The organism is Halomonas sp. ISL-56 (assembly GCF_018612805.1).
Taxonomy (GTDB): Bacteria; Pseudomonadota; Gammaproteobacteria; order Pseudomonadales; family Halomonadaceae; genus Vreelandella.
Genome location: NZ_JAGGRO010000031.1, coordinates 14,235 through 31,726, shown reverse-complemented (window position 1 = coordinate 31,726; position 17,492 = coordinate 14,235). Strand labels below are relative to the sequence as shown.

The following is a 17,492-nucleotide window of genomic DNA, read 5'->3' as shown; positions in this document are numbered from 1 at the left end:
ATTGATCGATAGCATCCAGTCCCGACAAATGTCTCAAAATCGGCTATGATTAGCGGCCTATCTATTCCAGTGCGTTCATTATCGCCTTAAGGAGACCCATGGATCTTAATCCTCGTCGGGTAGCACTGTTGGTGGCCGCCAACACGGCGCTGGCGCCTTTTGCTATCGATGCCTACTTGCCCGCCATGGGGGTCATTGCGGAGAGCATCGGGGCCAGTATTCACCGCACTGAACTCTCCATTAGCGTGTTTTTGTTCGGCTTTGCGTTGGGCCAGCTATGTTTTGGGCCGCTTTCGGATCGCATGGGCAGGAAGCCAGTGCTCCTGGGCGGTTTGGTGGTGTTTATGCTCGCTAGCCTTGCCATTACCCAGGTGGAGAGTTTGCCCACGCTATTGGCTTGGCGGTTTATCCAGGCGTTGGGGGGCGGGGCCTGTGTCGTCAATTCAGCGGCGATTGTGCGCGACTGCTTTAGTGGACGCGAGGCCGCTAAAGTCATGTCGACCATGGCGATGATTATGATGCTGGCGCCGCTAGTGGCACCTACTGTGGGTAGTTTACTGCTGCACATTGCCGGTTGGTGGCTGATTTTTGTGTTCTTGGCCGTCTATGCAGGCTTTTTACTCTGGCTATTAGGCACGCGCCTGCCTGAAACCCGCGATATGTCGCTGCCCGCCGCTTCTCCGCGTCAGGTCATCCGCAATTACGCCAGTGTACTGAAGCATCGTGAAGGCATGGGGTATATCTGTGCGGTTGCCGCCTCCTTCGCGGGCCTGTTTGCCTTCGTGACCGCTTCGCCGTTTCTATATCTTGATTATTTTGGCCTCTCGCCAGCCACCTATCCGCTGGTGTTTGGGGTCAACGTGGTAGTGATTGCGCTGTCTAATCGGGTCAATATTCATCTGCTGCGTAAGCGTACTCCCCAGCAGAATTTACGCCTGGGTCTTCTTATTCAGCTTATCGCTGCACTTGGGTTGGTCGCAGCCACTGCGCTCAACATGGCGTCGTTAATCATTGTGGTGCCGCTGATTATGCTGTTTACCGGTATGATCGGGCTGATCACGCCCAACGCGATTTCATCGCTGTTGGATCATTTTGGCCATATCAGCGCCACGGCAACGGCGCTGCTGGGCGGTATACAGTTTACTTGTGGGGCGCTGGCCGGTGTGATGGTAGGGCTATTTGAGGTTGAACACCTTTGGCCCATGGTGCTCACCATGCTGGGCGCTGCGTTACTGGGCAATATCGGCGTACGCAAACTAACCAAGGCGCCCAGCGTTGAAGAACAACAGGGATAACTAGTAGGAATGAAACCTAGGAATGAACCGTAGGGATGAACAGCACTAATGGATAGCCTGCTGGTCTGGGTCAATATGCCCATGAGCACTTGGTGGGCTTGCTCCGGTGTACTGCTGCTGGGTGCCTTTGTACAGCGCGCGACCGGTTTTGGCTTGGCCGTCATCGGTGCGCCGCTACTGTTGATGCTCGAGCCACGATTAGTTCCGGTCATTCTGGTGTTGTTTGGTTTTACTGTCTCGCTGATGATGGTGCGCCACTACTGGCACGAGGTGCGCCTGGATTCCATTGGTATGGCGTTAGTAGGGCGATTACCTGGCAATGCGTTGGGTATTTGGCTGTTGCTCGCCGCGCCGATGTTTGTATTGGAAAAGCTGATTGCGGTTATCGTGCTGTTTGCGGTATTGGTCACCTTGTGCCGCTTTCAACTGCCAGTGAACCGCATAACCTTGTTTGGCGCGGGGGTACTTTCAGGCATTTTCGGCACCGTTGCTGCCATTGGCGGCCCGCCCATTGTGCTGTTGATGCATGGCCTACCGGCTGATCGCGTACGTGGTAACTTAGCTGCGTTCTTTATTTTGACCTCCCTGTTGACCTTGATAACCCTCGCCCTGGCGGATCGGATTGAGCTATGGCATTTCCAGGTCGCGCTCACTTTCTTGCCTGCTGTATTAATCGGTAACGCTCTGGCGGATGGCATTGCTCACCGTTTGGACAGAAGGCTGCTGCAAGGGGCCTCCCTTGCGCTGTGTACCTTGGCCGCGCTCGGGCTGCTGTTTTAAGCACTTTCCCCCTTAGCAAAAAAATCTCCTGTGTTGCCCGCTGTCATGAAGTTGTCATGGAGCCGGTGCAAAGTGTGTCCTGCGAAGGCCAGATCCCTACATGAACAGGAGTATTTCGCATGAACCGTATTCTAAAAACCACCGTGCTCGCGGCTGCCGTCATGAGTGTGGCAGGTGTTGCTCAAGCCCGTGATCAAATCAATATCGTAGGCTCCAGTACCGTTTACCCATTCTCCAGCTTTGTAGCGGAAGAGTTTGGTGCAACCACTAACAACCCGACACCTGTTATTGAATCAACTGGTTCAGGCGGTGGCATGCGTCTGTTCTGTAACGGTGTTGGCACCGGTACACCGGATGTTACCAACTCCTCGCGTCGCATGAAGGTGTCTGAGTTCGAGCGCTGTGTAGAAAACGGCGTTACTGATATCACTGAAGTTTATATCGGCAGTGATGGTATTGCCTTTGCTCAGTCCAATGAAAATGAGCCGATGCCGGTTACCCGTGAGCAGATATTCCTTGCGGCTGCCGATATGGTGCCGGTTGATGGTGAGTTGGTGAAAAACCCTTACACCAACTGGAACCAGATCGACGCTTCACTACCTGATCGTGAAATCGTCATCGTAGGTCCGCCGACTACGTCGGGAACCCGTGACTCTTTCGATGAGTTGGTTATGGAAGCCGCTTCTGAAAGCTTCCCAGAATATGGTGAAGCTTACTCGGATATCCGTACCGATGGTGGCTGGGTTGACGGCGGTGAAAACGACAACCTGATCGTTCAGCGTTTGACCCAGGATACGACTGCCTTTGGTGTCTTCGGTTACTCCTTCCTTGAAGAGAACGACAACGTGCTGATCGGTTCTAGCATTGATGGTGTTGATCCGACACCAGAAACGATCGCTAGCGACGAATATCCGGTTGCACGTACTATGTTCTTCTACATTAAGAACCAGCATGCTGACGAAGTACCGGTCATGTATGAATACGCAGAAATGTTCGTGTCTGACATGATGATTGGTGAAGGTGGTCTGCTTAAGGATATCGGTTTGATCCTTCCGACCGCCGATGCGCTTGAGCAAGTTCAGTCTGATTTGGCGGATCGCAAGCAGCTTGCAAAGGAAGACCTGGAGTAAGTTAGCCTTACGACAGTAAAGAAGCCGGCAGCCCACGCTGCCGGCTTCTTGCTTTTCAAAAAGGCCTGGTGCAACGGCTGTTAGTTAGTGGCGTTGTCACAAAGCTGTCATGTTCTTGCCTTAAGGTGACTCGCAAACGGATCCATTGGTTAACCTGAGATATTAACGATGCAGACCAACCAGCTTTTTTTGATTTTTTGCAGCGTACTTCTGCTGCTTGGGCTTGCCGCCTTTTTTGTCGGGCGAAGCAAGGCCACACGTGTACGTGCATCGGGAACGTCGATGTATGCGCAGCCCGACCAGTACGCTTGGTTCGCTGTGGTGGCGACTGCTGGGCCGGCCATACTGGTGAGTGCGCTTGGTGCTTTCGTCATGCTGTTGATAGGCAGCGAGATACCTACTTTTTCCCTGCTTTTGGTGAGTCTCGCTGTGGCGGTGGTGGGGCTTATCGTAGGCATGAAGCTGATTCGCTCCAATTTTCATGCTCGCCGGGCGATCGAGTCGGTCATTCTCTGGGTGCTGGCAGGTGCCGCGACGATTTCGATCCTGACGACGCTGGGTATTTTGATATCGATCGTCGGCGAAGCTCTGAATTTCTTCCAGATGCACAGTTTCTGGGAGTTTATCACCGGCACCACCTGGGCACCCGGTAATAGCTTTCTAATAGCTGCTGGTCGGGGCGAGGGCGCTAGCGGTGGCGCCGAATTTGGTTCGGTACCACTATTTGCCGGTACTTTTATGATTACTGGTATCGCTTTGGCGGTGGCGGTACCTATCGGCCTGCTCTCGGCTATTTATATGGCTGAATTTGCACCCAGCCGAGTACGTTCATTTGCTAAACCCATGTTGGAGATTCTCGCCGGTATCCCGACAGTGGTTTACGGCTTCTTTGCCGCGATTACCGTCGCCCCGTTTATTGTGCAAGTAACGGGTGCCATTGGCTTGAATGCGTCGTTTAACAACGCATTGGCTCCCGGTATCGTGATGGGGATTATGATTATTCCGTTTATTTCCTCGCTTTCCGATGACGTCATTAATGCGGTACCCGACAGCATGCGCCAGGGGTCTTTGGCACTGGGGATGACCAAGGGTGAAACCATTCGTGACGTGGTTATTCCTGCGGCTCTTCCAGGCATTATTTCTGCCTCACTGCTGGGTATGTCTCGGGCGCTGGGCGAGACGATGATTGTGGTGATGGCCGCCGGTATGCGTCCCAATCTTACGATTAACCCGCTGGAAGAGATGACGACCGTCACTGTGCGGATTGTTGCCGCCATGACGGGTGACCTGGAGTTTGATAGTGCAGAAACGCTCTCAGCCTTTGCACTGGGTCTGGTGCTGTTTGTGGTGACACTCGTGTTGAACCTCGTGTCGGTGATTATGATTCGCCGCTTCCGTGACAAATACCGCGTCAACAATCTGTAACGCCAGGATATCCCAATGAGTGATTCATACGATCAGATAAGCCAGCAACTCAAGGGCCGCCATCGTAAATCTACGCGCCTGAAATATATGTCGATGGGCGCCTTGGCGCTGGCCGCTGCCTTCTTGCTGATATTTTTTGCCGATATGTTGAGCAAGGGCTTGCCAGCCTTCCAACAGGCGATGATCAATATAGAAGTCAACTACACCGAGGAGGCGTCCACAAATGGCCGGGCAGCGGTTGATCGAGATTTTTCCACCTTAATAAGCCGCAGTGTCGTTCGGGTTATACCCCTGCAAATGCGCAACGATCCGTCCTTACTGGGCACTACACAAAATCGTTGGGTATTGGCAGATGGCGAGGTGGATCAATATCTCAAGGGGAATCGCGTTCGTCTTGATGATGAAGAAAAGGCCAGGATTGACCGTCTGGTAGAAGAGGGCAAGGTTGAGATGCAGTTCAACTCAGGCTTCTTTTCCCGAGGGGATTCCAAAATGCCGGAACTGGCGGGTATCTTATCGGCCGTCGTCGGTACAGTTATGACTATGATCGTCACCCTGGCCATTGCCTTTCCTATCGGTGTGATGACGGCGGTTTATTTGGAAGAGTTTGCACCCGATAACCGGCTTACCCAGTTGGTTGAAATTAATATTAATAACCTGGCTGCCATCCCCTCGATTCTGTTTGGTCTACTGGGTTTGGCGATCTTTATTAACTTCTTCGGGGTACCACGCTCATCCCCCTTGGTGGGTGGTATGACACTTGCACTGATGACCTTGCCGGTGATTATTATTTCTACGCGTACCGCTCTGCGCAGCGTGCCAGAATCCATCCGCCATGCGGCGTTTGGGGTGGGTTGTTCTCGCTGGCAAGTGGTTAAAGACCACGTATTGCCGCTGGCTATGCCCGGTATTATGACAGGCTCTATCATTGGACTGGCTCAGGCAATGGGGGAGACAGCGCCGCTGATTATCGTGGGCATGGTGGCGTTCATTCCAGACGTGACAGCCTCATTTACCGAAGCGGCAACAGTGATGCCCGCCCAGGTGTTTACCTGGTCCGGTGAGCCTGATCGTGCCTTTGTCGAAAAAACCGCAGGCGGGATTATAGTGCTTTTGGCAGTTCTGATTTCGCTGAACGCTGCCGCTGTCCTGTTACGCAAGAAATTTGAACGTCGCTGGTAAGCCGACCGTTTTCAAGGAAACTATTATGAACAGCCAAGTACCTGAAATGAGTGAGCAGCTAGCCCCGGCGGTTGGGCAGCCTTACACGCGTAATGATCAAGCGTGTCATGATCTGAGCATCCGCGTGCGGGATTTGAACCTCTGGTACGGTAAGGCGCAGGCGCTGAATGGTCTCAATATTGATCTTTTCCAGAAGAATGTGACGGCGTTGATCGGGCCTTCTGGTTGCGGCAAGTCGACGTTTCTTCGCTGCCTGAACCGTATGAACGACCTTATTCCTTCGGTCAGAATTGAAGGGTTGGTCGAGATGGATGGCCGCGATGTTAACGCTGCCAAGATGGACGAAGTGGCACTGCGCCGCCGGGTGGGCATGGTATTTCAGAAGCCAAACCCGTTCCCTAAGTCGATTTTTGAAAATGTGGCCTATGCTCCACGCATGCACGACATCGTCAGCCGTAAAGCCGAGCAGGAAGAGCTGGTAGAGAAAGCACTGCGCGATGCGGGTCTGTGGAACGAGGTAAAAGACAAGCTGCATGAGCCTGGCACCTCGCTTTCCGGTGGTCAGCAGCAGCGGCTGTGTATTGCCCGTGCCATTGCGGTTCAGCCCGATGTGATCTTGATGGATGAGCCAACCTCGGCGCTTGATCCGATCTCAACAGCGACTATCGAAGATTTGATGGACAAGCTGAAAGAGAAGTTCACCATCATTACCGTTACGCACAATATGCAGCAGGCGGCGCGGGTAGCGGACTATACGGCGTTCTTCCACCTGGGGGAAATCATTGAGTACAACGACACCAAAGTAATGTTCTCGACGCCAGCGCAGAAGAAGACAGAAGACTATATTTCTGGTCGCTATGGTTAATTAACGCTGGATAAACAGACCTACTGTCGATCAGTAGGTCTGTTTTTATTAACGTTTTTTTTAAGTATTAATATATGTTTAAACGTATGTTAGCGTTATGCTTTTGCAAAACAGACAGCTTAGGAGGCCCCCGTGGCACTACGTATCGGTATCAACGGTTTTGGCCGTATTGGGCGCTTGGCGCTGCGCAGCTTGTGGGCGCAGGTAGAGTCTGGAGCGGTAGAACTAACGCGCATTAATGACCCGGGCGGTGATGCGGCCACTTTTGCCCACTTGCTGGAGTTTGACTCAGTTCACGGGCACTGGGCGCCTGGGAAAGGAATCTCGGCAACGGATGACGCTATCGTTCTGGATGGGAAAACCGTCGTCTTTAGCGCCAACAAAGCCATTGCCGAGAGCGACTGGTCGAGTTGCGATATTGTCATTGAGTGCTCGGGCGTAATGAAAACCACCGATAAACTCCAGGCGTATCTTGATCAAGGCGTTGCGCGTGTGGTGGTCAGCGCGCCTATGAAAGAGTCGAGCGTGCTGAATGTCGTGGTGGGGGTGAACGACCATCTCTATGACCCGGCTCAGCATAAGATCGTCACCGCTGCCAGTTGCACTACCAACTGTCTGGCACCGGTGGTCAAAGTCATTCAGGAAACGTTTGGTATTCGCCATGGCTCAATGACCACCGTGCATGACATCACCAATACCCAAACGATTCTCGACGCGCCGCATAAAGACCTGCGCCGGGCTCGCGCTTGCGGTATGAGCCTGATTCCTACCACGACCGGTTCGGCCAAGGCGATTACCGCCATTTTCCCTGAGTTGGAAGGCAAGCTTAATGGCCACGCGATCCGTGTGCCGCTGGCTAATGCGTCGCTTACCGATATGGTGTTCGAGCTTGAGCGCGAAGTAAGCGTAGACGAGGTTAATCAGGCGCTGAAAGCCGCTGCCGATGGCTCGCTAGCAGGGATTTTGGGCTATGAAGAGCGCCCGCTGGTGTCGATCGATTACCGCACCGATCCGCGCAGTTCGATTATCGATGCGCTCTCCACCATGGTGATCAACGGCACCCAGCTAAAGCTCTACGCCTGGTATGACAACGAGTGGGGCTATGCCAACCGCACTGCCGAGCTGGCTCTTATGGTCGGGCGTGAGCAGCTAGATTTTGAGCAGGTGAGCCGTGGCTGAATCGCCGTTGTTGAACATGCGTGCACGGGTAAAGGCGCTACCTTTCGAGGTGCGCCAATACATGCTGATTACCGGCAACTACTGGGCGTTTACGATAACCGACGGTGCGTTGCGCATGCTGGTGGTGATGCACTTCCACCAGTTGGGCTACTCGCCGTTGGCCATCGCCATGCTGTTTCTGTTTTATGAAGCCTTTGGCGTAGTGACTAACCTGGTCGGCGGCTGGTTGGGTGCGCGCTTGGGACTCAACCGCACCATGAATGTGGGGCTTGGGCTGCAAATTATTGCCCTCGTTATGCTGATGGTGCCCGCTAGCCTGCTGACCGTTGTCTGGGTAATGGCCGCACAAGCGATTTCGGGGATTGCCAAAGACCTTAACAAAATGAGTGCTAAAAGCGCCGTTAAAGTGTTGGTACCTAAAGAGAGCGCCAACGCCAATAGCTCGCTCTACCGCTGGGTAGCGATGCTGACCGGCTCTAAAAACGCGCTAAAAGGGCTGGGCTTTTTTGTCGGCGGGCTGCTGCTCACCTTGATTGGCTTCCAGGCCGCTGTGTTTGTGATGGCGGTGATGCTGGGCGGCGTTTTGCTACTTTCATTGCTGCGCCTAAAGGCGGATTTAGGTCGGCAAAAAGTAAAGCCCAAGTTCTCCGAAATCTTCTCAAAATCACGCGCGATTAACGTGCTCTCCGCGGCGCGTTTTTGCCTATTTTCGGCGCGGGATGTGTGGTTTGTCGTAGCGCTGCCGGTGTTCTTATACGATCAGCACGGCTGGACTCACTGGACAGTGGGGGGGCTGCTGGCGGTATGGGTGATTGGCTACGGTGGAGTACAAACCCAGGCGCCTAAGTTAACCCGGCTGATCAAAGGCGATGCCCGGGCACTGACCGCTGGCTGGGCGGCGGCACTGGCAGTGCTGGCGATTGTGTTGGCGATGCTGCCCTTGGCGCAAGTAGGCTGGTTAGTCGTCGGCTTGCTCGCCTTTGGGGTGCTGTTTGCGATTAACTCCAGCTGGCACAGCTATTTGATTGTGCATTATGCCCGCGCCGATGGCGTCTCCATGGATGTCGGTTTCTACTATATGGCCAATGCCATGGGGCGTTTAGTGGGCACGCTACTGTCGGGCTGGCTGTATATGGCCTACGGGCTAAGCGCCTGCCTATGGGTATCGGCAGCCTTGGTGGCGGCCAGCGCATTGATGGCGCTAGCGCTGCCTAGACAAGTCGCATGATTCGTTCGCCCAGACTGGGTTTAACGCTCACTTTAGGCAGTGCGCAAACGCTTGCCTGGGCATCAAGCTACTATCTGCCCGCTATTTTAGCGGTACCCGTGGCCCGGGAACTGGGGATGGCACCAAGCTGGGTGTTTGCGGCGTTCTCTGCCGCCTTGCTGCTAACCGCTATGCTTGGCCCCAGCGTTGGTCGTTTGATTGACCAGCAAGGTGGGCGCGGCGTGCTGATGGCCTCCAACGCTGTCTTGGCGGTTGGTCTGGTTAGCATGGGGCTCTCCCAAGGTGTGCTCAGCTTAATGTTCGCCTGGTTGATTACCGGCGTGGGTATGGCGATGGGCTTATACGACGCCGCTTTTGCCACCTTAGGGCGTCTCCACGGGCGTAGTGCGCGCTCTTCAATTACCGGCGTGACGCTACTGGCGGGCTTTGCCAGCACCATCGGCTGGCCGCTAACAGCGTTGATGGAAAATGAGTTCGGGTGGCGGGTAGCCTGTGGTGTCTGGGCCATGCTGCATATTGTGGTGGGGCTGCCGCTGAATGCCTGCTTGCCCAAAGCAGCCGATAGTGCGGCTCAGCAAGATGACGACAAATCGGCGCCGCCGCCGGAGCGTCCTCGCCTGGCGATGATGTTATTAGCCTATGTGTTTGCCGCGGGCTGGTTTGTCTCAACGGCGATGGCGGCGCATCTGCCCAGGCTTCTGCAGGAAACCGGCGTGTCGCTTTCGGTGGCCGTCGCCGCTGCAGCGCTAGTAGGCCCTGCGCAAGTGGCCGCTCGACTGGGTGAGTTTGCACTTTTACGCCATTTGCATCCGCTGGTAGCCGCTCGGGTCGCCACTACGCTTCACCCCTTAGGTGCGGCATTGCTGGCCACAATGGGTATGCCTGCAGCAGGCTTTGCGCTGCTGCACGGTGCGGGCAATGGCATGATGACAATTGCCTCCGGCACACTACCGCTGGCGCTGTTTGGCCCGAAGGGGTTTGGCCAGCGTCAGGGCTTGATTATCGCCCCGGCAAGGGCCGCGCAAGCCTTTGCGCCGCTGCTATTTGGACTACTAATAGAGCAAAACGGCGCTGGTGCGCTATGGCTGACCACAGGATTGATGCTGGCGGCGTGTTTAGCGCTACTGTTTATTCGTGTGCCCCGGTTGCAGGAGTAAGCCTTATATATAAAGGCCTTTTTACGCTCTAAAGCCCTGCTTAAAGCAGGGTAGTCAGTTATAAAGATGCCTCAACAGGCTCCATATTTTCGCCCATACAACATTCCGCTTGTAAGAAGCCAATCAGATTTTGTAGATGATGGTAATCAGGTATACAGACGATAGTGCGGCTGTGCTTCTCCTGCTTAATCAAACCTACTCGAGCCATACGGGATAAGTGGTGCGATAGCGTTGAAGCTGGGATATCCAACGCTTTCTGTATTTCACCGACAGGGGCACCATGATGACCAGCCTTGACTAAAAAGCGGAACACCGCCAGACGGTGGGTGTTACCAAGCTCAGCCAAACTGGCGGCGACCTCTTCATGATCCATATCACTCTCCATGCTGTTTTCTCTGTGCTCTATTTTTCATTGCTCTGCTTTCTCCGTGTTATTTTTTTCTCAGTGCTGTGTCTTCTTTGCCCATATGTTTCTATATATCTAGAAATATAGTTGACGTGAGCGAGGGGTGCAATCTAAGCTTCTATAATTCGATTAATCTAGAAATATAGGAGTTTTATCATGTCCCCTCAATTGCAAGATACGTTAGGCATGTTTGCCTTTCTCGCGGTCGAGCTATCGGCCTTGTTTATTGGCATTAGCTTCCTGGTAGGGGCGCTTCAACGCCATATTCCGCCATCCAAGGTCGAGGCTTTGCTAAGTTCTAACCGATACCGCAGCTACTTTCTCGCTGCGGGACTGGGGGCTATCACACCCTTCTGTAGTTGCTCAACGATTCCAATGCTGAAAGGCCTGATTCGTGCACGTGCCGGGTTCGGGCCTATGATGGTGTTCCTATTTGCCTCTCCGCTGTTAAACCCTATTGTTGTTGGTCTGTTGGCTGCCACCTTTGGTTTTACCCTCACCGCTATCTACGTTCTAGCGGCACTCATTGTCTCTTTGGCCGCCGGCTGGTTACTGCAGGCTTTTGGCTTCGAGCGTTACGTGCGCCGCGCCGCAACTGATACAGCTTCAGGGTGTGAAACCTCGACCAATAGCTGCGGCGTCAAGCCTTTAGCGCCCGATAGTGAAAGCAGTAGTTGCAGTAGTACTCCAGCTGCGGTTGGCTGCGGCAGTGCCGAATCGGCTGGCGCTCAATCAGGTGGCTGTTGTGGTAGTCAAACAACTGAGCCTAAACGAGGGCAAAGCAGGTACAGCGGTTTATGGGGTGAAGCCTGGTCTGACTTCGTGGACGTTTTACCATACCTACTTATTGGTATTGCGATTGGTAGCGTGATCTACGGCTTTATGCCCACTGGCTTGCTGGAACAGTATGCTGGTGCCGATAATCCTTTTGCCATCCCCGTCGCCGCCGTTATCGGTGTCCCTCTGTATATCCGTGCTGAAGCCGTTATACCGTTAGCATCTGCGCTGATGGCAAAAGGCGTGGGGGCCGGAACAGTGCTGGCGTTGATTATTGGGAGTGCTGGAGCCAGCCTGACTGAGCTTATCCTGCTGCGCTCATTGTTCTCGTTTAAGCTGCTGGTGGCCTTTGTCGCGGTCGTTTTTGCGATGGCGATGATTGCGGGCTACGCCACTTTTTTGTTTTTCTAAATAGCAAGCGCATCTCGACCCACGCTTGATCGATTGCTGGGGTGCTTACGAATAGGCTATGCGTAAGAGTTAGTCATCGCTTTCCGTAAAGGATTACCCAAGGCAGGAATCTTTGTTGCACGCCTTGGGTGGTTTAAGAGAATTGGCTTAAGAGAAGCGCCGACGTTTGAAAGAGACATCTCTTAGATAGGCAGGGTTAGCGCCTATCCGTCGTAGATTTGCCCAAGTGCCCTTGTAGTAGGGGATATGGTTACGATCCGTCCACTCACTGATGACATCACCCTGCACCCCATTAGGATAGCCAAACATCATAAAGACCTGACCACGCTTCAGATCAGGTTCCAGGTAGGCCATAGCCGTGGTGGCGCCGTAATCGTTGTAGACTTCAACGATATCGCCGTTGGCGATCCCTATGTCTTGAGCGTCAAGTGGATGGATCTCAATTGGGGCCATCGGGTAGCGGCCCTTGCGAAATGCCAGATGCTGGTCATGGTAGGCCGACTGCCAGATATGGTTGGTTCTCCCGTTGTTTATCCAGAAATCATAGGTCTCTTTCTGCTGCTGAACTACCTCGGGAAAGCCGTTCCAGGGGGAAGGCTGGAAATGAGCCTTGCCATCATCAGTATCAAAATCATAGTCCGTATATAGCATCTCGGTTCCGATGAGTTTGCCGTCTCGATACTCCTTGATGGGAAGTTGGACGCCATTGTTGCCAGCCACTCGAAGCCTTTCATAGGTGGCGAGATGTCCTGTGGGGCCACCTTGGCTGTCGATTTCCTTTTCATGGGCCATGCGGAAGCCGTCGTTGAAGGCATCCTCTTCGGTTGTCCAGTTAAATCCAGCGAAACGCTCGGCCATCGTCACGTCGCCTGCCGACTCGTAGCGCTGCTTAAGAGCATTAGCCATATTGGCCGCTATCAAACAGTCTGGCTTAGCGATGCCGGGAGGATCCATGAAGCGCTCTGAAAGTCGAAGCCGTCGCTCACCGTTCATGGAGGTGAGGTTCATTTCACCGGGATGCGTAGCTGGCAACACTAAGTGTGAATATTCGGCGAACTTCGTGTGATAAAGGTCGATATCGATAATAAACAAACCGCCCTTATTTTTTACAGCGTCATAGATAATGTCGATTAATTCATCGATGCTACCGCCCCTTGCCTCTGCCATTGCCTGATTGACGATAGCGGCACGACGCTTGATTACCTGGCGGTAAGTTTCGGCATTAATAGTGGTTTGAAAAGCATTGCAGGCCCAAACCGTTAGCATCATGCCGTTACCATTAATCAATTCCTGGTCGATATAGGGCGCAGGGCGTCCACCGGGGTAGGGTGGGCGGACATAACCCTCTTGGTGGCCGCCCATACGCACCACGCCGGTGCCACGCTGGCCGACATTGTGGGTGGCCACAGCAAGATTGACGATAGCGGACTGAATCCGATAGTTATCATTGCCCCAGATGACACCCTTTTCGTAGGCATGCATAGTGCGAGGGGCGTGGCCACTGGCCTTGGGTTTATAGGCCCACTCGGCGGTTTTAATGATATCGGCTCGGCTTACACCGGTAATGCGACTACACTCATCCAACTCCATCCGATTGGCAGTGAGCATCTCTTCGAAGCCATTGGTATGCTCCGTGATAAAAGCCTCATCATGCCAGCCCTGATCAACCACATAGGTAAGCAATCCATTAAACAGGGCTGTATCAGTGCCTGGCTGGATCGCCAAGTGTAGAACATTCTCTTTACCAGCAATCGTTTCACAGATAGCGACGGTGGGTGTGCGTCGAGGGTCAACCAGAATGACCTTGCCTTTACCGACCGTCTCGTTAGGAAACCATTCCCGCTTCTTGGCGACGTTAGACCCTCTTAAGTTCGGCTCCCAGTGTGCCAGAAACCAGTTTGACTGAGTCTCGTAGGAGTTTCCGCCGATGGAGAAGATAACATCGGCCACCTCTGCATCCTCATAACTGTTATTGAGTTCACCAATGCCCATGTCTCGACTAGCATGACATTCTGAGTTGTAAGCGGGGCGGTTGTGAATGCGCACCATTTTTGACTGTATGCCATCAAAAATTAGCTTGCCAGTAGCCCATGTATTCTCAAAACCGCCGCCAGCGCCGCCATGATCAAAAAGATTGAAGAACAACTGATCCGGCCCTTCATTATCGAGGATACGTTGGGTCAGGCCGGCATATAGCGCCATGGCGTGTTCCCAATTGGTTTCTGCCCAGTCGTCTCCGCTATACATCATGGGATACTTGAGGCGGCGCTCGCCGATAGGGGTTCCCTCCGAGTACATGACACTGGCCATCTGACCGCCACGCGTTGAAGATAGCCCCTTATTCACTCTGCACTCTTTGTCAGGAACGATCATGACGTTGTATTCGCGTCCATCATGGTCTTGTATTTGATTAACCATGGCGGGAGTCATAGTGAGTTGCATGGGGGGGAGCTGCTGGGTGAAGTCGAGTCCCAGCGCATTCTGGTTAGCATCTCTGCCACCTTCTTGGTTGGCAGGCCATTTATAGACGTGGTACCCACAGCCTACGATGCAGAAGTGACAGGCCATATTGGTTTTCTGGGCATCTACTGGGGGTAAAGGAATACGGTCTTTAAATTGTTTCATTGTTGTTCTCCCGACTTAGATGATATTGGCCTGGCGGCCATAGATCAGGCCATCAATTGACACCGCCACCAGGGCATCTTCGGTATCGTCATACTCTAGAATGACTCGTGGCAGATTCTCGGTGGCTTGGCCAATGACCATCTGGCCCGTGTTATCCGGATCGAAGATGCTGTAGTGGCAAGGGCACTTAAAGGCTTCTGCCTCTTGGTCATAAGTAACCGGGCAGCCCATATGTGTGCACTGGGTGCTATAAGCCACTACATCTTTTTCTGGGCCAACCCCGCCTTTGACCTCTCGCCCTCTGCGAATTACCACGCAGGGTGAACGATCGTCAGGGTAGCTAAAATAAATCGGCTGATTGATGGCCAACTCGCTCAGCTTTGTTACCAGTTCTCGGGGATAAGGCAATGTAGTGCTACCAGGAGGAAGTGGAGGACTACCTTGTTGTGCGTGTGCTATGGGGGCGAGCGAAAGGGTACCCACAGCGGCACTGCTGCCGGTTAGTTTGAGGAAATTACGACGACTCAGTTGTGTCATTGTTTAGCACTCCTTTATTGTTGTTGAGAAGCCTGAGACGGGGAATAGTTATATATGGCTATGCAAATATGATAGTCCGATCTGAGTCTAGTTCTGCTCTGACAGGCGCGCAAGAAACGGATAGCCCCCACTTCTAGATATACTTCAGGCTTAGAGTATCTGTTGACGTTTCATAGCTTTATTGCCTCATTGAGTGCCAGACAAAGCGAAAAATGCAGGGAAGGGGCATACCCTTTGCAAGTTTTGTAACGCTGTATGTCGATTTTTTGTGACGTAGCTTAACCAGCTGGGCCCGTTTTTATCCGCCGCGGTGTTAATCGTTATTTATTTTGAATACCCAAACCTCTCTCCTCATGTCTTGCTCTCTGAGTACGCAGTAAGTCACTCAAAAAAGATGGTTGCTACAAAATAGCATTAATGGCGGGCTTGAAAGATCCAGCTACACATAGGTTTTATGAGGCTGCGGGCTTTTATCCAACCAAACAGGGCTACCAGATAAGATTCTTTGGCCAGAGAAATAAAACTGTCAAAACTGCCAGTGTATGATTTCCGGTTGTCCACTCTTTTTACGCTGATAGCCCTTTGCTGCCGATTTTATCGGGGACGCCTACCTGGTTACTGCTGCAGCCCCCGGTGTTTGGGACGATTTGAACGCGATTGCTATCGACGCGGAGAAAAAGGGTTGGTCACTATAGTTGGTTATAATCGGTGTCGTGCGTACTGCCTCGACGCAACAGCGTCAGGCTCGGTGATTCTATCTGTACCTGTATGTGCGGTAACGGTAGCTACTTCAATACGCTATCCACATACAGATGGCGTAATTTCCAGAATCCTTCAATGTCAACGCGCAGCCCTTGGTAGGCAAGCTCTTGTGCAATAAATAGGGTGATATCTTCATCACGATGGCGCTGGTAAAGCGAAGGGTCTTTGGGAGCACACGCCTCGGCGACAGCAACGTTGGCGAGCCCTCCGCAGCAGCCGTGGCGGGGTGATAAACGCACGGTCACTACGCCACCTTGTTGCTTGATAAACGCTTTGGCCGCGTCAGAAACTGCGATTATTTCCGGCATACAGACGCCTGTTAAACGAGGGCTCCCAGCTTATCAGGAAGTAAGCTGGGAGCCGGAAAGAAATCTAGGCACCGAGCGTTTAGGCGTTGAGGAGTGCTTCGATTTTTTCGCGATCCGGGATGCCTCCGCTGTGGGCAAGTTGGCCGTTGACCGCAACGGCCGGGGTCGACATGACCTGATAACGCATGATGACTTGCGGGTCAGTGACTTTAGTTACCTCAACGTCGGTGCCCAGCTCTTTGGCAATCGCGGTAATTTGCTCCGCGGTGATGGTGCACTTTTTGCAGCCTGTGCCTAATACTTCGATCTTTTTCATGTTGTGTCCTCTTGGGTTTATAAGCTGCTGAATATCCAGGGTGCCAGCAGATTAATTATCCAACCCACCAACATGAAGTTGATGAGTAGAATGATGAAAATGGTGGCCAGTAAGCGCCACAGCATGACCTGTTTGAGCATGATAAATTCAGGAAAGCTCGCCGCGACAGTGCTCATGCAGAAAGCCAATGTTGTACCCACGGGCAGCCCCTTAGTGATCAAGCTTTCCATGATGGGAATGACGCCGGTGGCGTTAGAGTAAAGCGGCAGGCCCGCCAACACGGCCACGGGGACATTCCACCACTGGCCGCTACCCAGGTTGTCACTGAACCAACCATCCGGCACAAAACCGTGCAGCGCGGCACCCAGGCCCACACCGATGATGATCCACTTCCAAATCCGCGCGACAATCTCATAAAGTTCATTACGGGCAAATTGGTGGCGCTGTTTGAAAGTTAGCGAATGGGATACGGGCGCTGGCTGATTGGCTTGCGGGCTGCCAGCGGCGTTCTGATAGGCTTTCGCCGCAAAGTCTTTTAACCAGCGTTCAGCGCCTAAGCTATCCAGCAGCATGCCGCCGCCTATACCCACGGCCATACCGATGGTGATATAGACTAGGGTGAACTCCCAGCCCAGCAGGCTCCATAGCATAATGACGGCGACTTCATTAATGATCGGTGAGGTAAACAGAAATGCCATGGTAATGCCCAGGGGAATGCCTGCACTGGTGAAGCCAAGAAACAGCGGAATGCTTGAGCACGAGCAAAATGGTGTAATCGCCCCAAAACCAGCCCCTAAGCCGTAGCCTGCGAACCGGTTCTTTTGCTGAATGTAATAGCGCACTCGTTCCAGATTGAGCGAGGCGCGTAACAAGGCAATGATATAAATCATCACTACCAGTAACGCAAAAATCTTGCTCGTGTCTTCGACGAAAAAGTGCAGTGAGCTGCCTAACTTGCTGTCAGGGTCAAAACCGCCCAGGTCGTATACCAGCCAACTGGCCAGCCAGGTAAAGATCTCTAACATCGCCGTCTTCCTTTATATGAACTGTTCTATAAAGAAAACGAAGCAATGGGTAAAAGGATGCAGGGGAAAGCCAAATATTTAATT

At 53.0% G+C, this 17,492-nt stretch carries 16 protein-coding genes; 10 read left to right on the top strand and 6 right to left on the bottom strand.

The features are described from left to right. Positions 1-98: 98 nt before the first annotated feature. The 9 genes from J7J49_RS21330 (at position 99) to J7J49_RS21290 (ending at position 10,241) form a co-directional block, all read left to right on the top strand. Positions 99-1,295: a multidrug effflux MFS transporter gene (locus J7J49_RS21330; RefSeq protein WP_064233671.1), complete on the top strand. Its 1,197-nt coding sequence runs from the start codon at positions 99-101 to the stop codon at positions 1,293-1,295. Positions 1,296-1,343: 48 nt separating this feature from the next. After that, positions 1,344-2,075, top strand: coding sequence for a sulfite exporter TauE/SafE family protein (locus tag J7J49_RS21325; RefSeq protein ID WP_082906611.1), 732 nt, complete (start codon positions 1,344-1,346; stop codon positions 2,073-2,075). 119 nt (positions 2,076-2,194) lie between these two features. Beyond that, positions 2,195-3,205, top strand: a complete 1,011-nt coding sequence (locus J7J49_RS21320; protein ID WP_215095522.1) for a substrate-binding domain-containing protein — start codon at positions 2,195-2,197, stop codon at positions 3,203-3,205. A 168-nt stretch (positions 3,206-3,373) separates the two neighbouring features. After that, the gene (gene pstC, locus J7J49_RS21315; protein ID WP_064233673.1) at positions 3,374-4,630 is read left to right on the top strand and encodes a phosphate ABC transporter permease subunit PstC; all 1,257 of its coding nucleotides are present in this window, start codon (positions 3,374-3,376) and stop codon (positions 4,628-4,630) included. Between the two features lie 15 nt (positions 4,631-4,645). Beyond that, entirely contained in the window at positions 4,646-5,812 is a 1,167-nt protein-coding gene (gene pstA, locus J7J49_RS21310) for a phosphate ABC transporter permease PstA (protein WP_064233674.1), read from the top strand. A gap of 25 nt (positions 5,813-5,837) precedes the next feature. Continuing rightward, entirely contained in the window at positions 5,838-6,677 is an 840-nt protein-coding gene (gene pstB, locus J7J49_RS21305; RefSeq protein WP_064233675.1) for a phosphate ABC transporter ATP-binding protein PstB, read from the top strand. Positions 6,678-6,809: 132 nt separating this feature from the next. After that, positions 6,810-7,856: an ArsJ-associated glyceraldehyde-3-phosphate dehydrogenase gene (locus J7J49_RS21300; RefSeq protein WP_215095520.1), complete on the top strand. Its 1,047-nt coding sequence runs from the start codon at positions 6,810-6,812 to the stop codon at positions 7,854-7,856. A gap of 16 nt (positions 7,857-7,872) precedes the next feature. Continuing rightward, positions 7,873-9,084 (top strand): organoarsenical effux MFS transporter ArsJ, encoded by a 1,212-nt coding sequence (gene arsJ, locus J7J49_RS21295; protein ID WP_215095647.1) that lies wholly within the window; start codon positions 7,873-7,875, stop codon positions 9,082-9,084. Further along, complete coding sequence (locus tag J7J49_RS21290) at positions 9,081-10,241, top strand: MFS transporter (protein WP_215095518.1); 1,161 nt, start codon at positions 9,081-9,083, stop codon at positions 10,239-10,241. The genes arsJ and J7J49_RS21290 overlap by 4 nt, the downstream gene beginning before the upstream one ends. A 58-nt stretch (positions 10,242-10,299) precedes the next feature. Here the strand turns inward: J7J49_RS21290 and J7J49_RS21285 are convergent, their stop codons facing one another. Beyond that, on the bottom strand, positions 10,300-10,614 hold the full coding sequence (locus J7J49_RS21285) for an ArsR/SmtB family transcription factor (RefSeq protein WP_064233678.1): 315 nt from the start codon (positions 10,612-10,614) through the stop codon (positions 10,300-10,302). A 189-nt stretch (positions 10,615-10,803) separates the two neighbouring features. Between J7J49_RS21285 and J7J49_RS21280 the strand changes: the two genes are divergently transcribed. Continuing rightward, on the top strand, positions 10,804-11,835 hold the full coding sequence (locus J7J49_RS21280) for a permease (RefSeq protein ID WP_215095516.1): 1,032 nt from the start codon (positions 10,804-10,806) through the stop codon (positions 11,833-11,835). Between the two features lie 147 nt (positions 11,836-11,982). Here the strand turns inward: J7J49_RS21280 and J7J49_RS21275 are convergent, their stop codons facing one another. The 5 genes from J7J49_RS21275 to J7J49_RS21255 all read right to left on the bottom strand — a co-directional run bounded on the left by J7J49_RS21275 (position 11,983) and on the right by J7J49_RS21255 (position 17,408). Then, positions 11,983-14,460 carry an arsenate reductase (azurin) large subunit gene (locus J7J49_RS21275; RefSeq protein WP_215095515.1) on the bottom strand — a complete coding sequence of 826 codons (2,478 nt, stop codon included), beginning with the start codon at positions 14,458-14,460 and terminating at the stop codon, positions 11,983-11,985. A gap of 15 nt (positions 14,461-14,475) precedes the next feature. After that, the gene (locus tag J7J49_RS21270) at positions 14,476-14,997 is read right to left on the bottom strand and encodes an arsenate reductase (azurin) small subunit (RefSeq protein WP_215095513.1); all 522 of its coding nucleotides are present in this window, start codon (positions 14,995-14,997) and stop codon (positions 14,476-14,478) included. A 785-nt stretch (positions 14,998-15,782) separates the two neighbouring features. Beyond that, entirely contained in the window at positions 15,783-16,067 is a 285-nt protein-coding gene (locus J7J49_RS21265) for a CC/Se motif family (seleno)protein (protein WP_064233682.1), read from the bottom strand. A gap of 79 nt (positions 16,068-16,146) precedes the next feature. Further along, complete coding sequence (locus tag J7J49_RS21260) at positions 16,147-16,383, bottom strand: thioredoxin family protein (protein ID WP_215095511.1); 237 nt, start codon at positions 16,381-16,383, stop codon at positions 16,147-16,149. Between the two features lie 17 nt (positions 16,384-16,400). Next, on the bottom strand, positions 16,401-17,408 hold the full coding sequence (locus tag J7J49_RS21255) for a permease (protein WP_215095509.1): 1,008 nt from the start codon (positions 17,406-17,408) through the stop codon (positions 16,401-16,403). Between the last annotated feature and the right edge of the window lie 84 nt (positions 17,409-17,492).